We start from the raw sequence: 17340 nt of genomic DNA, 5'->3' as shown, positions 1-17340 counted from the left end.
CACGCGGGCGAAGGATCGGTGGCATGCCGTCTCTCGCCGCCGCCGAGCGCGTGCCGTCGCTCATGGGCGAGCTGCGCTCGGATCTCGAGCGGCTCGTCCGGATCCCGTCCGTGTCCGGGCCCGACGCACCGCCCGGTCCGCTGCAGGACGCGCACGACCTGATCGTCGACCTGCTGCGCGGCGCCGGCGTCGCGCAGGTCGAGACGCTGGCGCTGCCCGACACCGCGCCGATCGTCCTCGGCTCGCATCCCGCGCCGCCCGGCGCCCCGACCGTCCTGCTCTACAGCCACTACGACGTCGTGCCGGCCGGGCCGGAGGATGCGTGGACCTCGCCCCCGTTCGAGCCGACCGAGCGCGACGGCGGGCTCTACGGCCGCGGGACCTCGGACTCCAAGGCCAACGTCATGGCGCACGTCGGCGCGCTGCGCGCCTGGGGCGGCGAGCCGCCGGTCGGCCTGACGATCGTGATCGAAGGCCAGGAGGAGATCGGCGGCGGCGCGCTCAACACCTACCCGCAGCAGCGGCCCGAGCTGTTCGCCTCCGACGCGATGCTGATCGCCGACATGGGCAGTGTGCGCCCGGGCGTGCCGACGCTCACGGTCGCGCTGCGCGGCATGGCGATGGCGACGATCGAGGTCCGGACGCTGGCCGGCGCCAAGCACAGCGGCCAGTACGGCGGCGCGGCGCCCGACGCGCTGATCGTCCTCCTGCACGCGCTCGCGTCGCTGCACGACGAGCACGGCGACGTCACCGTCGCGGGCCTGCGGCGCGAGGAGTGGACCGGCGCGTCCTACAGCGACGACGAGTTCCGCGAGCTGGCCGAGATCCTGCGCGGGCTGCCGCTGCTGGGCACCGGCGGGCTGGGCTCGCGCGTGTGGTCGGGCCCGGCGATCACGGTCACCGGGATCGACGTGCCGTCGGTCGACAACGCGCTCAACGCCGTCTCCCCCTACGCGCGCGCCAAGCTCAACCTGCGCGTGCACCCCGCGCAGGACGCGGTCGAGGCCCAGGCGGCGCTGGTCGCGCATCTCGAGGCGCTGCGACCGTTCGGCATCGCGCTGGAGGTCGCCGCCGCCGAGACCGGCAACGGCTTCGCCGCCGCGACCGACGGCCCCGCCTACACGGCCGCCCGCGAGGCGCTGGCGGCGGCGTGGTCGGCGCCGACCGTCGAGGTCGCCACCGGCGGCTCGATCCCGTTCGTCAACGCCCTGCAGAGCGCGGTCCCGGGCGCCGAGATCCTGCTGCTCGGCGCGACCGACGGCTACAGCAACATCCACGCGCCCGACGAGCGCGTGCTGCTGAGCGAGCTCGAGCACACGGTCGCCGCCGAGGCCGACTTCCTGGGTCGCTACGCCGCGGCGGTGAGCGCCCGATGATGGAGCGGATGCTCACCGCGATCGAGCGGATCGGCAACAAGATGCCCGATCCGGCGATCATCTTCCTCGCGCTGATCGCGTCGGTCATCCTGCTCTCACAGGTGCTCGACTGGGCCGGCGTCCACGCCACCTACCAGGTCGACCGCCAGCGCCCGGCGATCAGCGAGCCCGTCTACCAGGGCGGCTCCAGCGACATCGTCGAGGCCGGCCCCACCGAGCCGCCCGGTCCGGGCAGCTACCGGATCGTGACCGAGACGTCCTCGGTCAAGGGCCTGCTCACGGTCGACGGCGTCCGCTACATCTTCACGTCGTTCGTCGACAACTTCCGTAACTTCGCCGCGCTGGCGATCATCCTGGTGGTGATGATCGGCGTCGGCCTGGCGGAGGCGTCGGGGCTGATCGCCGCGCTGATACGCAAGCTCGTCGGCGTGTCGTCGAAGAGCACGCTGACGTTCATCATCATCCTGCTCGGCATGTTGTCGAGCGTCGCCTCCGACGCGGGCTACCTGGTGCTGATACCGCTCGGGGCGGCGGCATTCATGAGCGTGGGGCGCAATCCGATAGCCGGCATCGCCGCAGCCTTCGCCGGCGTCAGCGCCGGCTTCGGGGTCAACTTCCTGATCACGCCGCTGGACGGAGTGCTCGTCGGGATCACCAACGACGCGGCGAACTTCGCCGACCCGGCCGACAAGATCGACCTGGTGTCCAACCTGTACTTCGGGATCGCCTCGACGCTGTTCGTGACGATCATCGCCACGGCCGTGACGACGCGGATCGTGGAGAAGGTCCTGGGCGACTACGACCCGGCGCTGGCCCCGACCGCGGGCGGCGACGGCGAGGTCGAGCCGGCGGTGGCCGAGGTCGCGCCGGAGGCCGAGTCGCGCGGGCTGGCCTGGGCCGGGTGGGGCACGCTGGCGGCGATCGCGTTCATCGTCCTGCTCACCGCGCCGCCGGGCGCGCCGCTGCGCGACCCGGTGACCGACAAGGTGATCGGCGACTCGCCGTTCATGGACAGCCTGATCGTGATCATCATGTTCGTGTTCTTGGTCGCGGGCCTCTGCTACGGCCGCGGCGCCGGGACGCTGACGACCAAGGACCAGGTCCTGGCGACGATCACGAAGTCGTGGGCCGGGCTCGCCGCGCTGCTGTTCCTGTTCCTGCTCATCGCGCAGTTCATCGCCTGCTTCAACTTCTCCAAGATGCCCGACGTCGCGGCGGTGAAGCTCGGCGACGTCCTGGAGCACATCGACGTCGGGGCGGTGTGGCTGCTGCTCGGCGTGGTGATCATCAGCGCGATCATCAACTTCATCATCCCGGCGGCGATCGCCAAGTGGGCGCTGCTGGCGCCGATCTTCATCCCGCTGTTCCTACGCCTCGGCGTGCCGCCGCAGACGGTCCTGGCCGCCTACCGCGTCGGCGACGCGCCCACCAACGTCGTCACGCCGCTGATGGCCTACTTCCCGCTCATCGTGGTGTTCACCAAGCGCTATGACAAGAACAGCGGCATCGGCACGGTCGTGTCGATGATGCTGCCCTACGTCATCGCGCTGTCGATCCTCTGGACGCTGTTCTTCCTGGCCTGGTACCTGCTCGGGATCCCGCTCGGCCCGGGTGCGCCGGTGAGCTAGGTGCGCGCCGGCATCCGACAGGCCGGGGTCGCCGCGGCGCTCGTCGCGGCGCTGGCCGGCGCGACCGCGTGCGGGTCGGACGGCGACGACACCACGTCCACCCAGCAGCAGGCGGCGACCGGCAAGGAGCTGTTCGTGGCGCGCTGCGCGGGCTGCCACACGCTCGCCGCGGCGGGCGCGCGCGGGTCGGCGACCGACGTGCACCGCAGCGAGCGCACCGACGGCGTGAACTTCGACCACCGCAAGGTCAGCGAGGACGACGTCCTGTTCGCGATCCGCAACGGCGGCTTCGGCTCGAAGATCATGCCGCGCGGCATCGTGGCCGGCGAGGACGCCCAGGCGGTCGCGCGCTTCGTCGCGGAGTCCTCGGGCAGCCAGGCGGCGACCGCGCCGGACGCCACGCTGGAGAGCCCGGCGGTCCGCAAGATGCGCCTGCCGGTGACCGGCGCGGCGCCAGACCCGTCGACCGCGGGGGCCACGGCGGCCAGCGCGGAGTTCCTGCGCCAGGCCTTCGACTCGGCCCAGGAGATGTGGCAGCGCCAGTTCGCGGGCGCCGGCGCGCGCTACGAGCCGGCGCACCTCGTCTTCTTCCACACCCAGATCCACACGCCGTGCGGCGTCCAGACCGCCAGCACCGGGCCGTTCTACTGCCCGCCCGCCCACGGGGTGTACCTCAACACGGACTTCTTCGAGGCCTTGAGCCGGGCCTACGACCTGCGCAGCGGCTTCGCGGCCGCCTACGTGACCGCGCACGAGATGGGCCACCACGTCCAGGCGCTGGTCGGCCTCCACGACCGGATCGCGCGGCTCGACGCCTCCGACCCGGCCGGCGCCAACCGCCGCTCGGTCGCGCTCGAGCTCCAGGCCGACTGCTACGCCGGCGTCTGGCTCCACGAGCTGGAAGGCGTCGGCGCCCTCACACAGGCCGACATCGCCGACATCGTCGGCGCCGCGACGGTCGTCGGCGACGACTTCCAGCGCAATCAGGCCGGCGCCGACCTCGCGCCCGAGACCTGGACCCACGGCTCCTCGGCGCAGCGCGTCCACTGGCTCGACGTCGGCCGCCGGTCCGGCACCCCGGCCGCCTGCGACACGTTCACGGCCGGCAACGCGGACCCGGGCTAGGCCGCCGGCGGCGGCGCGGTCCACGGCAGCAGCGCCTCGACGTGCGACAGCGCGAGCGCGCGCTGGACCGTGTCGTCGCCCTTGACGACGCCGAAGCGGATGCCCTCGCCCGCGAAGTGGCGCTTGAACTTCACGATGACGCTGATGCCGGAGGAGTCGACGAACGTGAGGCGGCGCAGGTCCAGGACGACGCGCGGCGCGCCGCGCTCGGACGCGGCGGCGAGCGCGGCGGCGAGCCGATGGGCGGTCGCCAGGTCGAGCTCCCCGACGGGTGCGACGACGTCGGTGTCGCCGATGTAGTGCAGCTGGACGTCGAACATGCGCGCTCTCCTTGTCCTGACGGCGAGCCTAGTCCAGGCGCGGCGCCGCGACCACCCGCGGCTAGCCTGGACCGCATGGCATCGAAGACGTGGTTCATCACCGGGACGTCGCGCGGGTTCGGTCGCGAGTGGGCGATCGCGGCCCTGGAGCGCGGGGATCGGGTCGCCGGGACGGCACGCGACCTCCGCACGATGGACGATCTCGTCGAGCGGTTCGGCGACGCCGTCCAGCCGATCGAGCTCGACGTGACCGACCGCGAGGCGGCGTTCGCCGCGGTCGCCGCGGCGCACGACCGCTTCGGGCGCCTCGACGTCGTCGTCAACAACGCCGGCTACGGCCAGTTCGGGATGATCGAGGAGCTGTCCGAGCAGGAGCTCCGCGACCAGATGGAGACGAACCTGTTCGGCGCGCTGTGGGTGACGCAGGCCGCGCTGCCGTTCCTGCGGGAGCAGGGCTCAGGCCACTTCCTGCAGGTGTCGTCGATCGGCGGCATCTCGGCGTTCAACGGCATCGGCGCCTACCACGCGTCGAAGTGGGCGCTGGAGGGCTTCAGCCAGGCGCTGGCCCAGGAGGTCGCCGACTTCGGCATCCACGTCACGCTGATCGAGCCGGGCGGCTTCTCGACCGACTGGGGCGGGGCGTCGGCCAAGCGCGCCGAGCCGCTGGAGGCCTACGCCGCCGCGCACGCGGCGTCGAACGAGCGCCGTGCGCGCGGCGCCGCCGCCGCGGGCGACCCGACCGCGTCGGCCGCCGCCGTGCTGAAGGTCGTCGACGCCGACGAGCCGCCGCTGCGCTGCTTCTTCGGCAGGGCGCCGCTGGGCATCGCCGAGGCCGACTACGCCTCGCGGCTGGAGACCTGGCGCGCCTGGCAGCCGGTCGCCGAGCTGGCCCAGGGCGACTAGCGGGGGTCGGAGCCGTCGGCGCGACGCAGCGACGTCGACAGGTGGGCGAGGCCGTCGATCGACGACCGCGACGACGCGACGGTCGACCGGTCGCCGGGGAACTCGCCGGCGGCGATCTGCTGCGCGAAGCGGCCGATCATCTCGGGGAGCATCGCGCCGATGCCGGTGGCGTAGGGCGCCAACTGCGCCGGCTCGACCCCTTCGGCGACCACGGGATCACGCACGCCTTCCCGCCGCTCTAGGCCTGCTCGTAGGCCTCGCTCATCCCCGACGACACCGCGACCAGCTCGTCGCGCAGGCCGCGGACGTCGGCGGCGAGGCGCTCCTGGTTGGCGGTGTCGGTGGAGGCCGACACGCTGACCAGCGTGCCGCGGACCGTGTCGAGCTCGACGACCAGCCGCTCCATCTCGTCGTAGAAGCGGGCGAGCTGGGCCTCGCAGCGCCGCAGCACCTTCAGCTGCTGCTGGAGCGCGTCGATCAGCTCGGCCTTGCCGGAGCCTTCGAGCTCGGCCAGGCGCCGCTCGATCGCGGAGGGCGGCGTCTCGTCCAGGACCTCCTGCAGCAGCTGCGCCCGCCGCGCGGACTGCTCCATCAGCGCCACGAGCCCGTCGACCTCGTCGCTGACCTCGGCGAATGGCAGCTCGGCGCGCTCGATCGCGTCCTTGATGCGGGCCTCGGTCGCGCGCGCCTCGGCGAGGCGCCGCGCGATCGGCGGCGCCAGCGTCGCCGGGTCCAGCGCGGCGCGGCCGCGCGCGACGGCGGCCTTGCGGTCGGCCTTGCGCGCCGCGGCCACGCGGTCGGCCTCCTCGCCGTCGAACATCGTCCGCGCGGCGGCCGCCGCGTAGACGACCAGGGCGAGCACGAATGCCAGCGGCAGCGGAGCGCCGAGCGCGACGCCCGCGCCGAAGACCACCAGCAGCACGGCGATGTTGAAGGGCTTGGCCGCGGCGTTGACCGCCAGGGCCGCCGCGAGCTCCTCGCGCGTCGGCGGCCGGTCGGGATGCTGGCCGGCCACTAGAAGAAGCTCGAGATCGAGCGGTAGACCGACTCGATGTCGGAGGTCGTGCCCTCGTAGGACTTGCCGCCGGACGCGTCGGCGATCTTGGCCAGCGTCTGCGCCGCGCCGGCGGCGCCGGCCGAGTAGGCGATGGTGAACACGCGCACGCGGCGCGACGAGTCGCCCTGGGCCCGCAGGCGGGCGATGACGTCCTCGGCGGTCCGGTCGCTGTCGGTGTCCTCGCCGTCGGTCAGCAGCACCACCGCGTTGATCCGGCTCTTGTCGGCGACGCGCGCGACGTCGTCGACCGCGGCGGCGGCGACGTCGTAGATCTTGGTCCCGCCCGACGCGTTGACGCCGGCCACGGCCTGGCGCAGCTTCGCCTTGTTGTCGTTCAACGGCCCGAGCGGGACCAGCGGGCGGATCTCGTCCGAGAACGCGGTCAGCCCGATGCGGTCCTGCGGCTGGACCTGCGCCAGGAAGCTCTCCAGCCCCTGCTTGGCGCGGGCGAGGCGCTGCTCCTGGACCATCGAGCCCGACGTGTCGAGCACCAGCAGGACGTTGGCCGGCTTGCGGTCCTCGCGCCAGACCTTCTTCAGCGCGGCGAGCACGCGCGGCTCGGGCAGGCCGAGCACGCGCTTGGGCTGGTCGGGATCCACGCCGTTGGACGCGTCCAGCGGGGCGACCGGCTTGGCGTCGACGTCGCCGGGCCGGAAGCCGTAGCGGGCGACCGCCGCCGGCGTCAGCGCACCGGTCAGGAACTTCTGGAAGGCGGCCGAGCCCTGCTTCTGCGCGGCGCTCACCCACGGCGCGTCGAGCGTGATGTAGGGGTCGTCGCTGTAGAACGTCCCCTCGCGCGGGTAGATGGCCACCAACTTGCCCTGCGAGCCGCGGTGCTGGTTGAAGTCGACGAGCGTCGCCTCCTCCAGCGCGACCGCCGACGCGTAGCCCGGGCCCTCCTTCTTGAGCTGGTCCTCGATGAACAGCGTGGTGTCGCCGTAGTGGACGATCGAGGACTCGATGGCCTTGACCTTGGCGCGCGCGGCCGGGAGGTCGGACTCGACCAGCCCCTCCTTCTTGCCCGTCGCCGAGTAGTACTCGGCCACGACGCTCGACAGCCCGGCCGTCGAGAAGTCCGGGTTGGTGTGGACGAGCTTGAAGTCGCCGAACTCCGGGTGGCCGTAGGCGCCCCAGCCGGCGCCGGAGCGCGCCAGCCGCAGGATGTCGGCGAAGCCGAGCTGCTTCTTGGGCCAGCCGAGCGCGCGCGCCATCGGCTCCCACATCGCGATGACCAATGGCGTGCGCACCAGCGACGGGTTCTCGTCGGCGACGTAGGAGCGGTCGGCCTCGAAGTTCAGCAGCCGGCCCCACAGCGACGACGCCGGCGACCACGCGACCGGCTTGGAGCGGCCCTTGGCGATCGCCAGCTCGCTGTCGCCCGAGGCGACGCTCGTGCCCTGGACGAAGACCCGCTTGCCGTCGACCTGCGCGCCCGAGGCGTTGAAGCGCGCGATCAGCGGCTTGAGCAGGGCGTCCTTCTCGGGCGAGTAGGCGAAGGAGACGACCACGGCGCCGTCGGGCGCGCGCTGCACCGGGCCGGTGGCGGTGGTCTGCGTGGACGCGCTCTTGTTGTCGTCCTTGCCGCCGCTGCTGCCGATCAGGGCGAGGACCGCGATCGCGACCGCGGCGAACGCGAGGATCAGGACCTGTCCGCGCTTCACGCGTCGCCCCCGACGATCCGCAGCTCCTCGTCGCCGGCGACGACCACGTCGCCCGGATGCAGCTGCCGCCCGCGGCGGTTCTCGGGCTCGTCGTTGACGAGCACCGCGACCTCGGCCAGGAAGTCCTTGACCTCGCCGCCGCCGTCGACCACGTCGGCGAGCTTGAGCAGCTGGCCGAGCCGGATCATGTCGCCGCGGATCGGGATCTCACGACCGCTCACGCGTCCCGCCTCCCGATCGCCTGCAGGACGACGAGCACCACGATCGTGCCGAGGATCGCGCCGGGCAGGCCGCCGAGGTCCAGGATCTCGGCGTCGCCGATCCCCAGCGCCTCGGTGAACACGAAGTAGCCGACGAGCGAGCCGACCAGCCCGATCGCCAGCGTCGGGAAGCACCCGCTCGGCCCCGGGCCAGGCGTCAGCATCCGGCCGAGGTAGCCGGCCAGGAGACCGAGGATCACGGCGCCGAGCACGCCGCGAGCGTACCGATCGCTTAACGAATGGCGCGCCGTCATCAGACGGCGCGCCGGGAACTGCGAAGCGATTGGCGCGCCGCCGCGAGACGGCGCACCGGTGGTGCTGAGTGCTGCTGCGCCGGGCCGACGTCGCCCGGCGTCTGCCGACGGGCTACCGCCCCGAGTAGCGGCCCGAGGTCGAGCCCGACCCCGAACGCGAGCGCGGACGGCGCTTGCGGGCGCCGGTCGTGCGGGGCGCGCCGCCCTCCGAGGGCGGCTTGGCGCCGCCGCGCTCGTTGCGCAGGAGGCCGGACTGGCCGAACTCCTTGAGGATCCCGAGCTGGCCGGCCATCTTCTGGACGTCGCCCGCCTGCTCGACGCCGACGAAGGTGATGCCCTCGCCGGTGCGGCCCGCGCGGCCGGTGCGGCCGACGCGGTGGGTGTAGGTGTCCCCGTCCTCGGGCGGATCGAAGTTGATGACGTGGGAGATGTCACGCACGTCGATCCCGCGGGCGGCGACGTCGGTCGCCACGAGCGTGTCGACTTCCCCGCGCTCGAACTGGTTCAGCGCGCGCTCGCGCTGCTTCTGGGACTTGTCGCCGTGCATCGCGACGGCCTTGACGCCCTCACGGGCCAGCCGCTTGACCAGCCGGTCGGCACCGTGCTTGGTGCGGACGAACACCAGCGCGAGGTCGCGGTCGGAGCGCAGCTCGCGGACCAGCATCTGCAGCCGGTCGTCGCGCTCGACGGCGATGAACCGGTGGCCGATCGCCGCGAGGCGGTCGACGTCGGGCTCGATCGCGTGCGACGCCGCGTCGGACGTGTACTCCCGCGCCACGCGGCCGGCGTCGCCGTCCAGCGTCGCCGACAGGAACACGGTCTGGCGATCGCGCGGGCACTTGGCGACGATCCGGTCGACCGCCGGGCGGAAGCCCATGTCGAGCATGCGGTCGGCCTCGTCGAGGACGAGGAAGTTCACGTTGTTGAGCTTCAACTTGCCGCGCTGGAGCAGGTCCTCCAACCGGCCCGGCGTCGCGACCACGATGTGCGAGTTGACGGCGTCGCGCTCCTGCTTGGTGATGCCCACGCCGCCGTAGACGGTCGTGATCTTCAGCGCGCGGGAGTGCGCCAGCGGGTAGAGCTCGTCGACGATCTGCGAGGCGAGCTCACGCGTCGGGGCGAGCACCAGCGCCGACGGGCGGCCGTAGCCGTTGGCGTCGATGCGGTCGAGCATCGGGACGCCGAAGGCCAGCGTCTTGCCCGACCCGGTCGGGGACTTCGCCAGGACGTCACGGCCGGCGAGGATGTCGCCGATGATGAGGTTCTGGATGGCGAACGGCTCGGTGATGCCGCGCTTGGCCAGCGCGCCGGCCACGGCCTTGGATACGCCGAGGTCGGCGAAGGACTGCGATGACATATGGGACTCCAGTGCGGCCTTCGAAGGCCGCTGACGATTCGGGGAGACTGCTGACCCGAACCGCACCCTGGCGGGACCCAAGCGAGCTGCCTCGCGTGCGACGTCGGTGCCCCACGCCCGACAGAGGCTAGCAGCGTCAAGGGCGCGCCTTGCAGGGCATCCTCCATCGCGGTTAGGTTCGCGTCCAGTCGGGCGCGGCATCCGGCTGCGCCAGTAGGTCAGCAGGAGGAGAGAACATGTCGCACGTCTTCGCGGCGCGTGGGGTCACGCGCCGCACCGGGGTGCTCGTCGCCCTCGCGGTGCTCTGCTCGCTCGCGCTGCAGCACAGCAGCGCGGCGCGCGCCGACGGGCCGGGCGCCGGCGCCCCGTGGGTCGCCAGCGTCGGCGACTCCTACATCTCGGGCGAGGCCGGCCGCTGGGCCGGCAGCACCAACAACAGCTCGTCGCAGGTCGACGCGCTGGGCTCGACCGCCTACTACGACAACGCGTCCAACAGCGCCGAGCAGATCAGCGGCTGCCACCGGTCCAAGTCCGCCGAGGTCTACGTCGGCGGCGGCGTCAACGGCGTGAACCTCGCGTGCAGCGGCGCGAAGACCTCCACCTCCGACGGAGACAGCTTCAAGCCCGGCCTGGACTTCTACGCCTCCGGCGCCAAGCAGGGCCAGGCGCTGATGCTCCAGGGCTTCGCCGCCACCCACAACGTCAAGATGGTCAACGTCTCGATCGGCGGCAACAACTTCAACTTCGCTTCGGTCGTGCAGTCCTGCGTCACGGACTGGCTGCTCAGCCCGAGCTGGTGGAAGGACTACTGCAACGACGACTCGTCGGTGACCGCGAACTTCACGGCGTCCAACGTCGCCGCTCAGACGACGGCCATCAAGAACGGCATCCTCAACATCCGCACGGCGATGGCCAACGCGGGCTACTCCGCGGCGCAGTACACGATCGTCGTCCAGGACTACGAGTCGCCGATCCCGTCCGGCTCCGGCTTCCGCTACGGCGAGTCCGGCTACACGCGCCAGAGCACCGGCGGCTGCGGGTTCTGGAACAACGACGCCAACTGGGCCAACGCCACCGCGCTGCCGACCATCAACAACGCGGTCAAGAACGCGGCCGCCCAGACCGGCCTGTCCAACCTCAAGGTCCTCGAGCTGCAGTCGGCGTTCAACGGCCGCCGCCTGTGCGAGAACACGGTCGGGCTGCTGGAGGAGAAGGGCCTGAGCTCCTGGACGCAGGCCGGCGCGGTCGACAAGACCGAATGGGTCAACGAGATCCGGACGGTGTCGACGGTCTTCGGCCCCTACCAGGTCCAGGAGTCGCTGCACCCCAACTACTGGGGCCAGCTGGCGCTGCGCAGCTGCGTCCGCCAGGCCTACAACAACGGCACGCCCCGGGGCGGCACGTGCACGATCGCGGGCACCGGCCTGACCGCGGCCGGCGAGCCGAAGATGGGCCTGAACTAGGCGCGATCGGGGTACTCGAAGAACCGGCGCATCGGCGCGCCGGGTGCGGAAGACTGCGATCCGGGCGCTGCGGGGCGCCCGGAAGCAGCTCCATGACAACGCGAGACAGGGGTTCCTCGATGAGGTACGTGCGTGTGCGGGCGGCCGCGGGGTCCGCCCTGCCGATGGTGCTGTCGTTGATGCTGCTGTCCGCCGCAGGTGCCTCACGCGCGAGCGCGGCGCCGGCGCTGCACTGCGACGCCTCACCGCTGCGGGCGACGGTGCTCGGCACGCAGGCCGTCGAGCCCGTCACCCAGGGCCGCGGCGCCGACTGCGCCACCGGCGCGGCGACCCCGTCGCTGAGCACGCCGCTGCTCCACGCCTCGGCGCTGACCGCCAGGACGACCTACGACGCGTCCGGACCCGCGGGCGCGGCGACCGGCGGCGTCGCGAGCCTCCAGATCCTGCCGACGCCCGAGATCCTGGCCGCCGGCCGCCAGCAGGTCGTCGACCTGATCAACGCGCTGCCGCTGCGGCCGATCACGCTGTCCAACCCGGTCTCCGGCCTGCCGCTGCCGATCCCGATCCCGCAGATCACCGGCGTGACGCTGGACCTGCACGCGGCGCTGCTGAGCCTGATCCCGCCGCCGGCGACCGCGCTGCTGTCGGCCGACGTGCTCGACGCCCAGGCCAACGTGACGTGCCAGTCCGGCGCGCCCGCCCTGTCGGGCTCCAGCACCGTGGCGGGGTTGAAGGTCCTCGGCCTCGACGTCGGCCTCGACGGCGCGCTCAACCAGGCGCTGCCGCTGATCAACAGCCGCAGCGTCTCGCTCTCCCAGCTCCTGCAGACGGGCCTCGTGAAGGTCTACGCCGGGACGATCACCGACCCGACGGGCCTGACTCCGATCCTCGGCGGTGTGCTCACCAACGTCCTCGCGCAGCTGCCGCTGGACCAGATCCCGGCCATCGAGATCCCGCCCGCGCTCGCCGACGTCCAGCTGCGGCCCAGCGAGCAGATCGTCGCCGGCACGTCGCTGACCCAGCGCGCGCTGCACGCGACGATCGCGCTCGCCGGCCAGCCGATCCTCGACGCCGTGCTCGGCGAGGCGCACGTCAGCGCCGACGCCGGCGCGTGCCCCACGGCGCCGGTCACCGGCCGGTCGGTCACCGCCAAGCCGCCGGCGGCGGCGGTCGCGGGCCAGAGCGTCGCCGACCAGCTGCTGGCGTGCAGCGACCGCAAGCTCGTCCTGGTCGACGTGCTCAAGCAGGGCGGCCGCGTCAAGCTGCTCGGCGCCGCCAACCGCGACTACGTCGGCAAGCGCGTCGCGATCCGGCTGCGCCGCGGCAACGCGATCGTCGCGCACGCGACGGTCGAGAAGGACGGCTCGTTCGAGACGACCGCGCCCCTGCCGTCGCGGGCGGTCATGGCCTCGCACACGCAGTCCAACACCTTGCGCTACCGCGCGGAGATCGGCAAGGAGCTGTCGCTGCCGCTGAAGCTGCAGCGGCGGTTGATCGTCAACGCGCTCACGTCCAAGGACGGCAAGGTGACGATCTCCGGCCGCGTCGTGCGGCCGCTGACCACGCCGCTCTCCGACATCCGCCTCGTCCGGCGGGTGTCGTGCCACAAGGTCGTGCTCGTCAAGCGCTTCAAGCCGAACGCCGACGGCACGTTCAAGGTCACCGTGCCCGCGCCCAAGGGCCAGGCCGCCGCGGTCTACCGCATGGCGACCGACGTGCGCGAGCAGGCGAGCAACCCCAGGAAGTACCCGACGTTCACGCTTCCGCGCGGCGTCGCCCTGGACGCTCGATGAGCTGATCCGGCGGTCGGCGCGGGTACCATCCGTCGCCCCGTGTCGACCGCCGAAGCGCCAGAAGATCCGCCCAGCGCGCGCGAGCGCGACCTCCTGAGGCGCCTCGCGACGGGAACGGCCGGGGTCGTCGGCGACGCGTTCCTGCGCGCGATGGTCCGCCATCTCGCCGCCGCGTTCGGCGCTGAGCTGGCGTTCATCGCCGAGCACCTGCCCGCGCCCGCGGTCGGGCGCGTCCGCGTGCTGGTGTCGTGGCAGAACGGCGTCGAGATGCGCGAGGGCTACGAGTTCGACCTCGACGACTCGATGCCGTGCGCGGTCGTGCGCCGCGAGGGCCTGCTGGTGCTCCCCGAAGGCACGTGCGCGCGCTTCCCCGACGACCGCTACGTCCGCGACTTCGGGCTGGACTCCTACCTCGGCGTCGCGCTCCCCGGCGCCGGCGACGAGCACGTCGGCTACGTGGCGTTGATGTCGTCCACGGCCATCGACCCCGACGAGGACGAGCTCGCGGTCCTGAAGATCTTCGCGGCGCGCGCGGGCGCCGAGATCGAGCGCCGCCGCCATCAGGCCGCGCTACGCACCCGCGACGCCGAGGTCGCCGCCGCGCGCGCCCGCGTCCTGGACGCCGCCGACTCCGAGCGCCAGCGCATCGGCCGCGACCTGCACGACGGCGCGCAGCAGCGCATCGTCGCGCTCGGCCACCTGATCGGCATCGCGCGCCGCAAGCTGGGCGACGACGCCGAGCCGGTCGCGCTGGAGCTGCTGGAGCGCGCGCACGAGGAGGCCCGGCTCGCGACCGACGAGCTGCGCGAGCTGGCCCGCGGCCTGCATCCCGCCGGCCTGACCGAGAAGGGCCTCGGCTCGGCGCTCGAGGCGCTGGCCGGCCGCTCCCCCATCCCCCTGCACATCGACGGGCTGCCGGAGCGGCGCCTGCCCGCGCCCGTCGAGCTGACCGCGTTCTACCTCGCCTCCGAGGGCCTGACCAACGCGGTGAAGTACGCGCAGGCCGACGTCGTCCGGGTGGACGTGTCGACCAGGCTGGGCGAGGCGGTCGTCACGCTCGCCGACGACGGCCGCGGCGGCGCCGACGCCACCGGCGGCAGCGGGCTGGCCGGGTTGAGCGACCGCGTGGCCGCGCTCGGCGGCGAGCTGCTGGTCGAGTCTCCGCCCGGCCGCGGAACGACGCTCACCGCGACGATCCCGCTCGCGCCGTGGCGCAGCGCGCACGAGCCGTTCCTGGAGTTCGGCCACCCCGACGACGGCGGCCGCGGCGAGCGCAACATCCAGGCCGTGCTCGCCGGGCGCAAGACGTTGTCGGTGACGCTCGCCCGCGAGTGGGAGCTGGAGGGCGGCGCGCCGCGCGTCGGCCAGCGCCTGCCGGTCATGGACCACCTCGGCCGCCGCCGCGCGACCGTGGAGGTCGTGAGCGTGGCGTCGGTCCCGTTCCTGGACATCGACGACGACTGGCTGGAGCCCGAGGACGTCGGGGCGACGACCCTCGAAGGCTGGCGGTCGGACCGCCGTGGCTTCTACGCGACGATCCGCGACGAGATGGCGCTGCTCTTCGGCGAGCCGGGCTGGCAGTTCACCGACGAGGAGCCGATGATGCTCCTCTGGTACCGCGCGGTGGCCGACGAGCGCGACGTCGCGCCCGAGGCCGCGACCCGTTAGATCGTGGTATCCAGCTCCGCGAAGGTCTCTTCGATCACTTCGAGGCGCTGGTGGAGCTTGCGCAGGGTGCGCGGCTCGACGACGGTGAACATCGCGCGGCGGCCGGCGGCCGAGCGGGAGACGATGACGATCTGCTCACCGGTGTCGAAGGCGGCGCGGCCCAGGCGGGTCGCGTGGTCGGTCGCGGGGCCGACGGTGGAGAAGACCATCGGGGCCAGATGGGCCTGCCCGTTGGGCTCGATGACGGAGACCGCGTAGGCGGGGTTGCCGGCGGACTCCAGCTCCAGACGAGCGGCGTTGATGATCCGGACGAAGTCGAGCTCGAAGGGTGCGGGCGGCATCGCGTCTCACCCTAGGGTCGACCGCGAGGCCGCGGCGCCGCAGTGTCAGATGCCCGTGATCGGACGTCCGTCCACCGCGGCGCCGCGGCGCTCAGGTCAGCTGAGCGCCGGTCGACGCGTGGGCGCTAGCTCGCCTTGCGGCGGGGACCGCCACGCTTGACCGGGGACCACTTGGTGCCCTTCGCGAGGGCCTCGACCGACTCGACCTTCAGGCTGCGAGCAGCGCCGAGGTCCTTGCGCAGACGCTGGAGCGCGAGGCGCACCAGGTCGCTCTGCGTGAGCTTGGTCTTGCCGGCGGCCGTCTCCAGCCAGTTGATCTCGTCGCCGCCGATGAGGTACGAGCGCTGCTTGAGTCCGCTCGGTCGTTCCGTTGCCATGGGGTTGCCCTCCTGATTTGGGTTGGACTGCGTGCGCGAGTGTTCGCCGTCCGGTGACCAAATCCTTGCCTATAAGTCGTGCCTAGTGCAAGTCCTTGGTGCAAGTTGTTGGTCAGTTGTCCGTTGGTCGTCGACCTGTTGCATGTGCAACCATCATGTGCATGGCTCCCTCAGCGATCTCCCTCACGCACTTCAGCGACCCGCATTGCCCCTGGGCGTACGCCGCTTCCCCGGCCCACGCGGCGCTGCGCTGGCGCTTCGGAGACCAGCTCGATTGGCGGCTGGTCCTCATCGGTCTGAGCGAGGGACCCGACCGCTACGTCGAGTCCGGCTACACGCCCACGCGCAGCGCCCAGGGCTTCCGGACCTTCGGCCGGCGCTTCGGCATGCCGTTCGGCGGTCAGCCCCGCGAGCGCGTCACCGGGACGGGCTACGCGTGCCGTGCCGTCGTCGCCGCGCGCCTGGGGCAGCCCGAGCTGGAGCCCGCGGTCTTCCGCGCGCTGCAGCTCGCGCAGTTCACGACCACCGCGCTGCTCGACGAGCCCGAGGGCCTGCGCACGGCGCTGGCCGGCGTCGAGGGCCTGGACGTCGACCGCCTCGTCGCCGCGCTGGAGACCGAAGCGGTCGAAAGCGCCTACCAGGAGGACCGCGCGCTGTCGCGCACCGCCGCCGGCCGGCCGATCGAGGCCCAGGGCCGCGAGGCCAACACCGACGGCGCGGTCCGGTACACGGCGCCGTCGGTCATCTTCACGCACACCGACGGGAGCTCGCTCGAGGTCGGCGGCTTCCAGCCGCTGGAGTCCTACGACACGGCGCTGGCCAACCTCGACGTGGCGCTGGAGCGCCGCGCGCCGGCCGAGGACCCGGTCGACGTCCTGCGCGCCCTCCCCTACGCGCCCGTCACGCGCGAGGTCGCGGTCTGCATGACCTCTAACTTGGGCGAGGTCGACGACGACGCGGCCGAGCGGGCGCTGATCGCCGCCGCCGGCGAGGGCCTGGTGCGTCGCGAGGCCGTCGGCGACGGCGCGCTCTGGCACCTGGTCGCCGCCTAGGGCGCGAGCCGGGCCGTCGTCCACGACCCGTCGTCGCCGCGCCGGTAGACGAGGCGGTCGTGGAGGCGGTCCGGGCGGCCCTGCCAGAACTCCACGGTGTCGGGCTCCACGACGTAGCCGCCCCAGGTCTCCGGGCGCGGCACGTCGCCCGGCGGGTCGGGGTGGCGGGCGGTCAGCGCGTCGCGCGCGGACTCCAGCGCGGCGCGGTCGGCCACCACCTCGGACTGCGGGCTGGCCAGCGCGCCGATCCGCGACCCGTAGGGGCGCGAGGCGAAGTAGGCGTCGGACGCCGCGCCGCCGAGCTTGCGCACCGCGCCCGTCAGCCGCACCTGGCGCTGGAGGTCGATCCACGGGAACAGGATCGACGCCACGGGGTTGGCGGTCAGCTCCCGGCCCTTGGCCGACGCGTAGTTGGTGAAGAACGTCAGCGTCGCGTCGTCGAGGCCCTTCAGCAGCACGGTGCGGACGTTGGGCCGGCCGTCGGCGCCGGCGGTCGCGACGATCATCGCGTTGGGCTCGCGCACGCCGCCGGCCTCGGCGTCGTCCAGCCAGCGCGACAGCATCGCCGACCACGTCGGCGCGAGGTCGCCCACGTCCAGGCCGCCGCGCTCGTAGCTGCGGCGCATGGCCGCCAGCCGCTGGTGGTCGGGGACGGTCGGCTCGGGCATCGCCGACCAACATACGGGGCGGGTGGGGACGGGATGG

18 protein-coding genes are annotated in these 17340 nt (G+C 72.8%); 8 read left to right on the top strand and 10 right to left on the bottom strand.

Features of this window, described 5'->3' with window-relative positions; all coding sequences use genetic code 11:
- The first annotated feature begins 23 nt into the window (after positions 1-23).
- The 3 genes from DSM104299_RS13680 to DSM104299_RS13670 are packed head-to-tail and all read left to right on the top strand — an operon-like array spanning position 24 to position 4129.
- Positions 24-1376: a M20/M25/M40 family metallo-hydrolase gene (locus tag DSM104299_RS13680; protein WP_272477867.1), complete on the top strand. Its 1353-nt coding sequence runs from the start codon at positions 24-26 to the stop codon at positions 1374-1376.
- Positions 1377-1384: 8 nt separating this feature from the next.
- Positions 1385-3004 (top strand): AbgT family transporter, encoded by a 1620-nt coding sequence (locus DSM104299_RS13675; RefSeq protein ID WP_272477866.1) that lies wholly within the window; start codon positions 1385-1387, stop codon positions 3002-3004.
- A complete protein-coding gene (locus DSM104299_RS13670) occupies positions 3005-4129 on the top strand; it encodes a neutral zinc metallopeptidase (RefSeq protein WP_272477865.1) in 1125 nt (374 codons plus the stop codon).
- On the opposite strand, the gene DSM104299_RS13665 is transcribed toward DSM104299_RS13670, so the two are convergent.
- Positions 4126-4449, bottom strand: coding sequence for an STAS domain-containing protein (locus DSM104299_RS13665; protein ID WP_272477864.1), 324 nt, complete (start codon positions 4447-4449; stop codon positions 4126-4128). The two genes, DSM104299_RS13670 and DSM104299_RS13665, sit on opposite strands and share 4 nt — an antisense overlap.
- Positions 4450-4524: 75 nt before the next feature.
- Here DSM104299_RS13665 and DSM104299_RS13660 point away from each other — a divergent pair, with 75 nt between their 5' ends.
- Positions 4525-5352, top strand: coding sequence for an SDR family oxidoreductase (locus DSM104299_RS13660; RefSeq protein ID WP_272477863.1), 828 nt, complete (start codon positions 4525-4527; stop codon positions 5350-5352).
- Here DSM104299_RS13660 and DSM104299_RS13655 read toward each other — a convergent pair.
- From DSM104299_RS13655 to DSM104299_RS13630, 6 genes are all read right to left on the bottom strand, one after another.
- Entirely contained in the window at positions 5349-5576 is a 228-nt protein-coding gene (locus DSM104299_RS13655) for an imine reductase family protein (RefSeq protein WP_272477862.1), read from the bottom strand. The genes DSM104299_RS13660 and DSM104299_RS13655 overlap by 4 nt on opposite strands.
- A 14-nt stretch (positions 5577-5590) precedes the next feature.
- Positions 5591-6367, bottom strand: a complete 777-nt coding sequence (locus DSM104299_RS13650; protein WP_272477861.1) for a hypothetical protein — start codon at positions 6365-6367, stop codon at positions 5591-5593.
- Positions 6367-8070, bottom strand: a complete 1704-nt coding sequence (locus tag DSM104299_RS13645; RefSeq protein WP_272477860.1) for a vWA domain-containing protein — start codon at positions 8068-8070, stop codon at positions 6367-6369. Before DSM104299_RS13645 ends, DSM104299_RS13650 begins: the two co-directional genes overlap by 1 nt.
- Positions 8067-8291, bottom strand: coding sequence for an RNA-binding S4 domain-containing protein (locus tag DSM104299_RS13640; RefSeq protein ID WP_272477859.1), 225 nt, complete (start codon positions 8289-8291; stop codon positions 8067-8069). Before DSM104299_RS13640 ends, DSM104299_RS13645 begins: the two co-directional genes overlap by 4 nt.
- A complete protein-coding gene (locus DSM104299_RS13635; RefSeq protein WP_272477858.1) occupies positions 8288-8542 on the bottom strand; it encodes a GlsB/YeaQ/YmgE family stress response membrane protein in 255 nt (84 codons plus the stop codon). Before DSM104299_RS13635 ends, DSM104299_RS13640 begins: the two co-directional genes overlap by 4 nt.
- Positions 8543-8696: 154 nt before the next feature.
- Entirely contained in the window at positions 8697-9941 is a 1245-nt protein-coding gene (locus tag DSM104299_RS13630) for a DEAD/DEAH box helicase (protein ID WP_272477857.1), read from the bottom strand.
- A 236-nt stretch (positions 9942-10177) separates the two neighbouring features.
- Here DSM104299_RS13630 and DSM104299_RS13625 point away from each other — a divergent pair, with 236 nt between their 5' ends.
- The 3 genes from DSM104299_RS13625 (at position 10178) to DSM104299_RS13615 (ending at position 14865) form a co-directional block, all read left to right on the top strand.
- Complete coding sequence (locus tag DSM104299_RS13625; RefSeq protein WP_272477856.1) at positions 10178-11404, top strand: SGNH/GDSL hydrolase family protein; 1227 nt, start codon at positions 10178-10180, stop codon at positions 11402-11404.
- A 119-nt stretch (positions 11405-11523) separates the two neighbouring features.
- Positions 11524-13197 (top strand): hypothetical protein, encoded by a 1674-nt coding sequence (locus DSM104299_RS13620; RefSeq protein WP_272477855.1) that lies wholly within the window; start codon positions 11524-11526, stop codon positions 13195-13197.
- Positions 13198-13236: 39 nt separating this feature from the next.
- The gene (locus DSM104299_RS13615) at positions 13237-14865 is read left to right on the top strand and encodes a histidine kinase (RefSeq protein ID WP_272477854.1); all 1629 of its coding nucleotides are present in this window, start codon (positions 13237-13239) and stop codon (positions 14863-14865) included.
- Here DSM104299_RS13615 and DSM104299_RS13610 read toward each other — a convergent pair.
- Both DSM104299_RS13610 and DSM104299_RS13605 read right to left on the bottom strand, forming a co-directional pair.
- Positions 14862-15206, bottom strand: coding sequence for a hypothetical protein (locus DSM104299_RS13610; RefSeq protein WP_272477853.1), 345 nt, complete (start codon positions 15204-15206; stop codon positions 14862-14864). The genes DSM104299_RS13615 and DSM104299_RS13610 overlap by 4 nt on opposite strands.
- 125 nt (positions 15207-15331) lie before the next feature.
- Positions 15332-15583 carry a hypothetical protein gene (locus DSM104299_RS13605; RefSeq protein ID WP_028075335.1) on the bottom strand — a complete coding sequence of 84 codons (252 nt, stop codon included), beginning with the start codon at positions 15581-15583 and terminating at the stop codon, positions 15332-15334.
- Between the two features lie 161 nt (positions 15584-15744).
- Between DSM104299_RS13605 and DSM104299_RS13600 the strand changes: the two genes are divergently transcribed.
- Positions 15745-16635, top strand: a complete 891-nt coding sequence (locus DSM104299_RS13600) for a thioredoxin domain-containing protein (RefSeq protein ID WP_272477852.1) — start codon at positions 15745-15747, stop codon at positions 16633-16635.
- Here DSM104299_RS13600 and pdxH read toward each other — a convergent pair.
- On the bottom strand, positions 16632-17303 hold the full coding sequence (gene pdxH / locus DSM104299_RS13595; protein ID WP_272477851.1) for a pyridoxamine 5'-phosphate oxidase: 672 nt from the start codon (positions 17301-17303) through the stop codon (positions 16632-16634). The genes DSM104299_RS13600 and pdxH overlap by 4 nt on opposite strands.
- Positions 17304-17340: the final 37 nt, after the last annotated feature.

This window comes from Baekduia alba (genome assembly GCF_028416635.1).
Taxonomy (GTDB): Bacteria; Actinomycetota; Thermoleophilia; order Solirubrobacterales; family Solirubrobacteraceae; genus Baekduia; species Baekduia alba.
Note: the sequence above shows the minus strand (reverse complement) of the source record. Positions and strands in the feature narration are given on the sequence as shown.